Origin of the sequence: Mycobacterium sp., assembly GCF_035314665.1 — a bacterium.
Lineage (GTDB): Bacteria > Actinomycetota > Actinomycetes > Mycobacteriales > Mycobacteriaceae > Mycobacterium.
This window is the reverse complement of sequence record NZ_DATFZD010000203.1, coordinates 1-9,944: the sequence shown is the minus strand read 5'-3', so window position 1 is coordinate 9,944 and position 9,944 is coordinate 1. Positions and strand designations below refer to the sequence as shown.

11 protein-coding genes and 1 pseudogene are annotated in these 9,944 nt (G+C 62.3%); 5 read left to right on the top strand and 7 right to left on the bottom strand.

Annotation, left to right across the window (positions count from 1 at the left end; translation table 11 throughout):
* From VKI00_RS15440 to VKI00_RS15420, 5 genes and pseudogenes are all read left to right on the top strand, one after another.
* Positions 1–228 (top strand): annotated as a pseudogene (locus VKI00_RS15440) (TetR/AcrR family transcriptional regulator); the annotation flags it as partial.
* A 106-nt stretch (positions 229–334) separates the two neighbouring features.
* A complete protein-coding gene (locus tag VKI00_RS15435; RefSeq protein ID WP_324438784.1) occupies positions 335–1,489 on the top strand; it encodes an acyl-CoA dehydrogenase family protein in 1,155 nt (384 codons plus the stop codon).
* 61 nt (positions 1,490–1,550) lie between these two features.
* Positions 1,551–2,240, top strand: coding sequence for a TetR/AcrR family transcriptional regulator (locus tag VKI00_RS15430; protein ID WP_414687207.1), 690 nt, complete (start codon positions 1,551–1,553; stop codon positions 2,238–2,240).
* Between the two features lie 60 nt (positions 2,241–2,300).
* Positions 2,301–3,452 carry an acetyl-CoA C-acetyltransferase gene (locus tag VKI00_RS15425; RefSeq protein WP_324438782.1) on the top strand — a complete coding sequence of 384 codons (1,152 nt, stop codon included), beginning with the start codon at positions 2,301–2,303 and terminating at the stop codon, positions 3,450–3,452.
* Between the two features lie 3 nt (positions 3,453–3,455).
* Positions 3,456–4,604: an acyl-CoA dehydrogenase family protein gene (locus VKI00_RS15420; RefSeq protein ID WP_324438779.1), complete on the top strand. Its 1,149-nt coding sequence runs from the start codon at positions 3,456–3,458 to the stop codon at positions 4,602–4,604.
* Positions 4,605–4,685: 81 nt separating this feature from the next.
* Here VKI00_RS15420 and VKI00_RS15415 read toward each other — a convergent pair whose 3' ends face one another.
* From VKI00_RS15415 to VKI00_RS15385, 7 genes are all read right to left on the bottom strand, one after another.
* Positions 4,686–4,958, bottom strand: a complete 273-nt coding sequence (locus tag VKI00_RS15415; protein WP_324438777.1) for a cytochrome C oxidase subunit IV family protein — start codon at positions 4,956–4,958, stop codon at positions 4,686–4,688.
* A 2-nt stretch (positions 4,959–4,960) separates the two neighbouring features.
* On the bottom strand, positions 4,961–5,566 hold the full coding sequence (locus tag VKI00_RS15410; RefSeq protein ID WP_324438776.1) for a cytochrome c oxidase subunit 3: 606 nt from the start codon (positions 5,564–5,566) through the stop codon (positions 4,961–4,963).
* 16 nt (positions 5,567–5,582) lie between these two features.
* The gene (locus VKI00_RS15405; protein ID WP_324438774.1) at positions 5,583–6,326 is read right to left on the bottom strand and encodes a hypothetical protein; all 744 of its coding nucleotides are present in this window, start codon (positions 6,324–6,326) and stop codon (positions 5,583–5,585) included.
* Positions 6,323–7,072, bottom strand: a complete 750-nt coding sequence (locus VKI00_RS15400; RefSeq protein WP_324438789.1) for an alpha/beta fold hydrolase — start codon at positions 7,070–7,072, stop codon at positions 6,323–6,325. The genes VKI00_RS15405 and VKI00_RS15400 overlap by 4 nt, the downstream gene beginning before the upstream one ends.
* A 38-nt stretch (positions 7,073–7,110) precedes the next feature.
* Positions 7,111–7,542 carry an ester cyclase gene (locus tag VKI00_RS15395; protein WP_324438786.1) on the bottom strand — a complete coding sequence of 144 codons (432 nt, stop codon included), beginning with the start codon at positions 7,540–7,542 and terminating at the stop codon, positions 7,111–7,113.
* Positions 7,543–7,547: 5 nt separating this feature from the next.
* Positions 7,548–8,873, bottom strand: a complete 1,326-nt coding sequence (locus VKI00_RS15390) for a phytoene desaturase family protein (RefSeq protein ID WP_324438772.1) — start codon at positions 8,871–8,873, stop codon at positions 7,548–7,550.
* 20 nt (positions 8,874–8,893) lie between these two features.
* Positions 8,894–9,944 (bottom strand): acyl-CoA dehydrogenase family protein (locus VKI00_RS15385; protein ID WP_324438771.1); only part of this gene is annotated, 1,051 nt, incomplete at its 5' end.

Here is a 9,944-nt window from a genome sequence, read left to right as displayed (position 1 = left end):
CGCCAAATCCTAGAGGAGGAGCGTTATGGCGAGGTGTGGCGCAAACTGATCAACGACTTGGCTCGGGAGGGCCGTCTCCGCCCGGAGCTAGACCTGTACATCGCGCAGATGCTCGTGCTGGGAGCGCTGAACTGGGCGGTGGAATGGTGGGATCCGCGCCGCGGCTCCGTGGAGGCCGTTGTGGTCAACGCACAATCGTTTATTCGCCACGGAATCGCCACCGGCTGAAACCTTTGCGTGCGGGCATCGGCCCGCGCGGTTGAGCCAACACCAGGTGACTGATCCTCATGCGTTACCATCTTTTAATTCACATTAAAATTTCGAAGGTGGCCGGATGACCATCCAGTTAAACGACGAAGAGAACATGCTGGTCGAGACCGTGCGGGCGTTCATCGACCGCGAGGTGAAGCCGAGCGTCCGCGAGGTCGAGCATGCCAACGAGTATCCCGAGGCGTGGATCGAGCAGATGAAGCACATCGGCATCTACGGCCTGGCGATCCCGGACCAGTACGGTGGATCGCCGGTGTCGATGCCATGCTATGTGGAAGTCACACAAGAGCTGTCGCGCGGGTGGATGAGCCTCGCCGGCGCGATGGGTGGGCACACCGTTGTCGCCAAGTTGATCACGCTGTTCGGCACGGAGGAGCAGAAGCACAAGTACCTTCCGATGATGTCGACAGGTGAGTTGCGCGCCACGATGGCGCTCACCGAGCCGGGTGGTGGCAGCGATCTGCAGAACATGTCGACCACCGCGCTGCGCGACGGCGAAGAGCTGGTCATCAATGGGTCGAAGACGTGGATCAGCAATGCCCGCCGCTCCGGGTTAATCGCCCTGTTGTGCAAAACCGACCCGAAAGCCACACCACGGCACAGCGGGATTTCGGTGGTGCTCGTTGAGCACGGCCAGGGGCTGACGGTGTCGCGGGATCTGCCAAAGCTGGGCTACAAGGGCGTCGAATCATGCGAGCTGTCATTCGACGACTGCCGGATGCCGGTGTCAGCGATCCTCGGCGGCGAGCCGGGTAAAGGCTTCGCGCAGATGATGAAAGGCCTTGAGACCGGCCGTATTCAGGTCGCATCGCGTGCGCTGGGGGTGGCGACTGCGGCGCTGGAGGACGCGCTGGCCTACGCCCAGCAGCGGGAGAGTTTCGGCGAGCCGATCTGGAAGCATCAGTCGGTCGGCAACTACCTGGCCGACATGGCGACCAAACTCACCGCCGCCCGCCAGCTCACCCGTTACGCCGCCGAGCGCTATGACAGCGGCCAGCGCTGCGATATGGAAGCCGGGATGGCCAAGCTGTTCGCCTCCGAAGTCGCGATGGAGATTGCGCTCAACGCCGTACGCATCCACGGCGGCTACGGGTATTCCACCGAGTACGACGTCGAGCGCTACTTCCGCGACGCTCCGCTGATGATCGTCGGCGAGGGCACCAACGAGATCCAACGTAACGTCATTGCAAGCCAATTGATCGCCCGCGGGCAAATCTGACCCGCTCACATTGAACTGCTACGGGATGGGCGGTTGCGCTGAATTCGCTTATCATCAAATCGTGACTAAAAAACCGGCGGCGCGACAGGCCGCGGTACCGGGCGATGCGGAGTCGAAGTCAGCACGCACCCGCGGCCGCATTCTCAACGCCGCTGCCCACGTTCTCAGCCTGAAGGGCTATGCGGGTACCCGTTTGTCCGATGTCGCCGAGTATGCAGACGTTCAGGCACCGGCGATCTACTACTATTTCGCATCCCGCGAGGAACTCATCGAAGAGGTGATGTATGCCGGCATCGCCGACATGCGCAAGCATCTGCAGAGCGTCCTCGATGCACTGCCGCCGGCGACGTCGCCGATGGACAAGATCCTGGCGGCCGTCGAGGCTCATTTGCGTCATGAGCTCGAGCTATCGGACTACGCCTCGGCATCTATCCGCAACGCCGGGCAGATTCCCGAACGACTGCGGGCCCGTCAGCTCAAGGAGGAGGCTGCATATGGCCGAATCTGGCGGCGCCTGTTCGATGAAGCATGCGCTGAAGGTCAGCTGCGGGGCGATCTCGACGCTCGGCTCGCCCAGCTGCTTGTAATCGGTGCCTTGAACTGGTCCGCGGAGTGGTTCGACCCCCGCCGCAGTTCGGTGGACACCATCGTGTCGAACGCCCAAGTCCTGGTGCGCAATGGTCTTAGCCGCGTCCAGAAGCCCGTGTCCGTGCGGCCCAAGCGCCCACGCAAGGCTGCGGCCGGCCGCTGACCCGGCCTTCGCCGGAGCCCTGGGTTTCGTCGAGAATTAATTTTATGTTAGATTAAAAGAATGGCCGAAGCATTCATCGTCGACGCCGTCCGTACAGCCGTCGGCAAGAGGGGCGGCGGGTTCGCTGCCGAACATCCCGCTGACATGGCGGCCCATGCTATCCACACCGTTGTCGCACGCCACGATGTCGATCAGGCCGCTGTCGACGACGTGATCTTGGGCTGCCTCGACAACATCGGCGCACAGGCCGGCGATATTGCCCGCACTGCCGCCCTTGCCGCAGGTCTGCCTGAGTCCGTGCCAGGCGTCACGATTGATCGACAATGCGGATCTGCCCAGCAAGCGGTTCATTTCGCCGCTCAAGCCGTGATGAGCGGCACGGCCGACCTGGTCGTGGCCGGTGGCGTGCAGAAGATGAGCCAGTACCCGATTCTGAGTGCGTTCAGCGCCGGTCAGCCGTTCGGTGCGACTGACCCATGGACGGGGTGTCGGGGCTGGGAGTCGCGCTACGGCAAGCAGGAGATCTCGCAATTCCGCGGCGCGGAAATGATTGCCGCGCACTGGAAGCTCAGCCGCGAGGACAACGAGCGTTACGCACTTACGAGCCATCAACGCGCGATCACCGCGATGAGCGCCGGACATTTTGCGCGCGAGATTTCTCCTTACGCGGGACTCGTTGTCGATGAAGGGCCCCGCGCAGATACATCGCTGGAGAAAATGGCCGGCCTTCCCACCTTGACCCAAGGCGGCATCCTGACGGCCGCGGTGGCCAGCCAGATCTCAGACGGAGCCGCTGCCGTCCTCATCGCCTCCCAGGCCGCGGTCGACCGTTTCGGATTGACCCCGCGCGCACGGATCCATCACATGTCTGTGCGGGGGAGTGACCCCGTGATGATGCTGACCGCCCCAATACCGGCCACCCAGCATGCATTGAAGCGCACCGGCATGTCGATCGACGACTTCGACGCCATTGAAATCAACGAAGCGTTCGCTCCGGTGGTTTTGGCGTGGCTCGCCGAGCTCGACGCCGATCCAAAGCGGGTCAACCCCAATGGCGGGGCAATCGCGCTCGGCCATCCGATCGGCTGTACAGGGGCGCGCTTGATGACCTCGCTGGTGCATGAATTGGAGCGCACCGGGGGGCGTTACGGTCTCCAGACGATGTGCGAGGGCGGCGGCCAGGCCAACGTCACCATCATCGAGAGGCTGTAGGCGGTGCGGCGCACGCTGTACGACCCGGACCACGAGGCGTACCGCGAAACTGTTCGGGAATTCCTGGCGCGTGAGGTCGTTCCCTATCAACACGATTGGGACCGTCAGCACATGATCGATCGCGCGGTGTTCGGCCGCGCAGCCAAAGCCGGCATATACGCACTGCAAATCGATGAGAGCTTCGGGGGCGCGGGCGAACGCGACTACCGCTACCGGATGGTGGTATGTGAAGAACTGGCAAGGGTTTTCGCATACTCCTTCGGCCTGACTGTGAGCCTGCAGGACGACCTCGTGCTGCATTACCTACTCGACCTGACCAACGAACTGCAAAAACAGCGCTGGCTACCCGGCTTCGCCTCCGGTGAGCTGATCGGGGCTCTGGCGATGACCGAACCCGGCGCGGGCAGTGATCTCAAAGGCATCCGGACCACTGCACGCCGCGACGGGGTCACCTGGATCCTCAACGGACAGAAGACGTTCATTTCCAGCGGCATCATGGCCGATGTCGTGGTGGTGGCCGCCCGCACCGACCCGGAAGGCGGCTCGCGGGCCTTCAGCTTGTTCGTCGTCGAGCGCGACACTCCTGGATTCGAACGCGGCCGTCAGCTCGAAAAGATCGGGCTGCCCGCCCAAGACACCGCCGAACTGTTCTTCCGCGACGCCGTGGTACCGGCGGCCAACCTACTCGGTGAGGAGGGGCGGGGCCTGCAGCACCTGATGAGTCATCTGCCGCGGGAAAGGCTGGGCGTCACGGCCAAGGCCATCGCCAACGTGCGCGCGATCTTCGATGAGACCGTCGAATACTGCCGTCAGCGGACGGCTTTCGGTCAACCTCTGACTGGCCAGCAGCACATACGGTTCGAGCTCGCCGAGATGGCCACCGAGATTGACATAGCCGAAGCCTACGTCGATAGATCGGTCCTGGCATTCAACGTCGGTGAGCTGACCCCAATAGACGCAGCCAAGGGAAAATGGTATGTCAGTGAGCTGCAGAAGCGGGTGATCGACCGATGTCTGCAGCTGCACGGTGGGTACGGCTATATGTCTGAATACCCTGTCGCCCGAGCGTTTCTCGATACCCGGGTCCAGACAATTTACGGGGGGACCACCGAGATCATGAAGGAGATCATCGGACGAGACATCGCGCGATGATGCGGTTTCATCACGCGAGGTAGGGCAACGTCACGGCGTCTGCGAGCAAATATGCGATCGCCGATGCTGGACGAGGCGCCGTCATCCGAATAGGTACATCACCGACAGAACCCCAAGCAGGGCAACGCAGTAGAGTTCGAACAGGCAGCGTAACGCCCACGGCGCTGAGCGAAGCTCCATGAAGTAGAGTCCCACCAAGCGAGCCTTGAAAACGGCCACTACGAAGATCACCAAGCAGGCTGCCACATGTGGGCCACCGCCCGCGATCTGGCTCCCGATCATCCACTGAGCCAGAGTCAACACAACGAGAACCGACCAGGCCAGCGACGCCTTGTTCCGCACCAACGTCGTCATGATCAGTGCACCAGAAAGACGAGCGGAAAGATGATGAGCCACAACAGATCCACCATGTGCCAAAAACATCCACCGCCCTCGAAGACGGCGACTCGGGTTCGTGTCGCCTTAGGTTTGCGCGCGAGCCGCCAAAGGACCGTCAGTACGGTCAATCCAACGATCACGTGCACGAGATGCAATCCGGTCAGCGCGAAGTAGTACAGAAAGAACTCGTTGGTGCTCGGCGTGATGCCCGCTGTGACCTTTTCGCGGTACTCGACGACCTTTACGACCACGAAGCACGAGCCCACCAATGCGCCCGCCAAGGTGAGGCGGGCCGAGAGGTGGCGCCATTGCGTGCTTCTCATCGCCAGAACCGCCAACGCGATCAACATGGAGCTGCAGAGCAGCACCAGCGTGTTGATCGCACCCAACGTTTGGTTCAGTGCCGTCTGAGACTCCGCGAACAGCGCCCGATTGTGACTGCGGCTGTTTAGATACGCCCCAAACAACATCGTGAAGAGGAGCATGTCACCGAAGATCAGCACCCATACACCCTGTTCACCGGGTACGTGTCTGGTCGGCAGGAACGCGTGATCCCTTGGTTCGTCGGGCGGGTGCCGTGTCAAGACCGTATGGCGTCCGTCAGGCACCTGTCGCCCCTTCGTGCTCTCTGTCTTCCGCCTCTAGTCGCCTCAATGCCGTGCGGGTCAACGGCACGATGGCAAAGAGGTACACGAAGAACATGCAAAACACGAGCCAGAACGTGATCAAACCCTGCCAAGCGAATGGCCCGTGGGTCATGAACGAAATCATCGTGGTCGAGATGAACGTTGCACACGTGAAGAAGCCCACCCAGGCGATCCACGACGGGTACAGTGGCTTTTCCCGCTTGTCGGTCAGCATGGCGAAACCGATTGCACCCCACTGGATGGCAAAGATCATGAACGGCGGGTCGAATACGAACCAGCCGAGGTCATACAACAACTGAATGTCTTCGTTGGACCGAACGCCGGGACGAAAAGCCGCGGTCATCCAACAGATTGCCGGCCCCAGCAAGGTGATCATCGCGACCGCGCCGCTGATCGCCTGCAGCTGCGGCAGGACGTTCATGGAATCCTTCTGCATGCGCTCCATGAGCTTGGACATGGCGATGGTCCAGGTGAGATAGAAGGGCATCGACAAGAACATCAACACCATTCCAATGCGGATGTCGACGCTGTTCTGCCGGAAGTACGCGGCGATCTGTTCAGCCGAGAGATAGGCCCCGGGTGGCGGAAAGAACCCGCCAAATACGGCGAAGCCAAGCAATCCGACGATGCAGAGGATCAGGATCGAGTAGTTGCAAAGGTGCAAAACGTTGTAACTGGTGCGGCGGTTGGGGTTCACAACGGGACTCCTTCGACAAAAGCGAGAATCGTGTTGGCCACTAGGACCGGGTCGTCGATCATCGGCACGTGTCCTACCCCGGGCAGGAGCTCGAACTCGGCTGCGGGGACGGCAGCCAGCATGGGTGCGCCGTAGTGCATGAATGGCAGGACGCGGTCATGCAGGCTCCAGGCGATACGCAGACGGCAGGCGACATCCGCGATCGGCTGAATCGGGCCGTTGTCACGCGCACCGTCGAGAATGTCAGTAAGCACGGTGCACCCGGCGACGTCCTCGAACGCCGCCGCCGCCTGCGCCGGCGTCATGCGGTCGGCGTGTTCCGCCATGACCCGCAAGAGAACCCGGCGCACCCGCTTGCGCGCAGCGAGGTCGGGCATCGTCTTGGCCCGCGCAAGCGCGCCGGCGCCACGAAACAGCATGAGCAGCCGTCGGAGATCGCGACCCGAGCGCCACGCTCCGGCCGGCGACAACGCCAGAACAGATCGTGCCCGACCGCGTCGGGCGAGTTCGAGTGCGATCCACCCTCCCAGCGAATTTCCCACTAGATGCGCTGTGTCGATTTCTGCCTCGTCGAGCTGACGACATGTGGCGTCGACGATCCGGCCGATCACACCTTCAGATCCAGCCGGTAAGGGTGGACCACCGAGATGGCCGGCTAGCGTGGGCGCAAAGACACGGTGTTTCGCACCCAGTGCGGGTAGTAGAGCATCCCACGCTCTGGCCGACGATGTGGCGCCGTGCAGCAATACGATTGGTGCGCGCTGGAGGTCTTGGTGCGATGTCGTCAAGGGTCGCCGACTTGCCTTAGCACGGTGTTCAGGTCCCAGTAGTCCCGATGACTCAGCAGCTTGCCGTCGGCCGCGTAGCGGCACGCGGCGACGCCTGGGACGCTGAACTTTGCTCCGGTCGATTCGACCAACGAGCCGTCCGGTAGCCGCAATGCACCTTCGAACGTTCCGCTCCACACCCATTGGAGGTACAACCGGCCATCGGCCGCGCAGCCATCACTGAACGCAATCGCGGAATCGGGAGCGAATTTCAACATCCAGCGGTGGAAACGAGCTATTTCTTCGCGACCGGTGTACGTCGCGTCCATTGCAACGTCGACGTAACAGCCGTCGGCCGCAAAGAATTCAAGTAGTTCGACGGGCTCCAACGTCCACGCCCTTGAGTAAGCGTCCGCGAAATCGGCGTCAGAGGGATGTGGTTGAGAGATGATAGTCAGCCCTGTCGGTGCAGAGCGGCAGCCGGCTGGTGCGCCGCGACGATCTTGTCGACCACCAGTTGGGCCGTTTCGGCGCACGCTGTGGTGCCGCCATTGGCGTATTCCTTGACCGCGTCACCTACGTTCCATAATCCCGCGAACGGTGTGCCGTGGGGCAGATCAAATCCGGAGACCGCTCGCTGTGGCGGCCAATTATCACGCGTTACAGCGATATTCAGGATCCTCGCGCGCTCGTCAAACCGATCGATGGTGTCGCGCAAGTCCTCCAGCAGCAGTTCGGTCTCGGTTTCGTCGTCAAAATCGCCGATCGAAGGCTTCGGGACCGCGGTGCCGACGTAGAGGTTCCACCCCGGCGGTGCCATCTCGGGGCACGTGTCGGTGAAATTGGCGATATAGGCCAGCCGCCGCGATTTCGCAAAGCTCAACATCCCTGGTACGTCAACCAATCGCTCCTGACTGGCGAAATTGACCGAGATCATCGCGGTGGGTCGGTCACCCTTCTTCACCAGATCTTGGTAGTTGTCCGGGACGTTGTCCTCACCGAGGAGCTTGACCGTGGCCGCCGGGCCGATGTCGCTTACCACTACCGGCGCACTCACGGTGATGGCCTCGCCGTCGCGGGTCACCTGCACGCCCGTGACTGTGGGGCCGTCGGAAATAACCTTGACGACAGGGGTGGACAGCCACACCTGACCACCGTGCGACTCGATCGCGTTTGCGAGGCCTCGCCACAAACCAATGGTGCCCTCCGGATGGAACCCAAACCGTTTGAACGCACTCTTGCGGGTGAAGTAGGTGAGGAATACCCGCGCCGGCAGATCCTCGGAACCCACGGCGAAGATCGAGGCGCACATGTTACGGAAGATGCCATGCACCCGTTCGTTTTTCGTGTAACGCGATACCCAGTCGGCGGTGGAGATCTCGTCTTCGGGTAAGCCCGAGTCGTTGCGTGCCGCGCCGATACCCTTCACCAGCTTGGCGCCCTGACGGGTGAGCTTACCGAGCAGCAAGCCCCAGCCGCCGCCGGTGACATCGACATCCTTGCCGCCGATGCGATACAGCAGCGTGGGCTTGGGCTCGCGGATGTCGAACGGGGCGCCGACCGCTTCGCAGGTCTGTTGGGTGATGCCGCCGACCTCGATGACGATGGCGCCGTTGTTGACCTTGAAGCCGTCGATGTCATCGGTGGAGGCACGGCCGCCGACCTTGTCGAGACGTTCCACGACGAGAGTCCGGTAGCCCTGATGCGCGAGGCGGGCGGCGGTGAACAGGCCACCGGCACCGGCTCCGATGACGATGACGTCGAATTGCGCTGTGCTCACGTAGATTTCCTCTTCAGAACCTAGTAGGAGCGGGGGAGACCTAGTGACGACTGGGCGATGTAGTTCAGCACCATCTCCCGGCTGACCGGCGCGGTGCGCATCAGGCGTGTCACGAACCACAACTCGGACAGCCCGTACTCGTGGGAAAGGCCGTTACCGCCGTGGGTCTGGATCGCCTGGTCGAGCGCCCTAAGCGCGGCTTCGGAGGCGGAGAACTTCGCGATGTTGGCAGCCTCGCCGGCGTTTTCGCCCGCATCGAAGAGTTCGGCGCTGCGGACGGTGGCCATCCGGCTCAGCTCCACGGCGATGTGCGCTTCGGCAAGCGGATGGGCGATGCCCTGGTGGGCGCCGATCGGTGTGGACCAGACTTGACGCTCTTTGGCATACGCGGCCGCTTTGCCAATCGCATAGCGGCCGATGCCACCGCAGAGGGCGCCGACCAAGATCCGCTCGGGGTTCAGTCCGTCGAACACCTGCCGAAGTCCGTTGCCGGCGGTTCCGATCAGGGCATCATGCCCGACCTGAACGTTGTCGAAGTACACCGTGAATTGCTTGTCCGGCGACACGATCGAGGTGTCGATCTGCTGAAACGACAGCCCTGGACTGTCGGTGGGCACCACGAACAGCGACAGCGCGCTTTTCTCGGGCGTCGAGTGGTCGGCGTCGCGAGTGACGACGAGTAGCGCGTCGGCTTGATCAACGGCCGAAATGTAGTACTTGGAACCCGATATGGTCCAACCGGTTTCGGTGCGTCGCGCGGTGGTCTTGACGTTGTGGCTGTTGGATCCGGCGTCGGGCTCGGTCAGGCCGAACGCCATGATCTTGGTGCCATCGGCGATCACTGGCAGCCACTGCTGCTTCATGTCTTCCGAGGCGTGGTGGGCCAGGATGCTGCCGCAGATTGCTGGCGAGATGACCCAGACCAGCAGTGGCATGCCGTGCGCGGCGAGTTCCTCGACCACAACGACGGCCTCGGACATGCCTCCGCCGCCGCCCCCGTAATCTTCGGGCAGGTGCAACCCGAGCAGGCCGGCGGCCCCGAGGTCCTTCCACAGTTCATCAATACCGCCG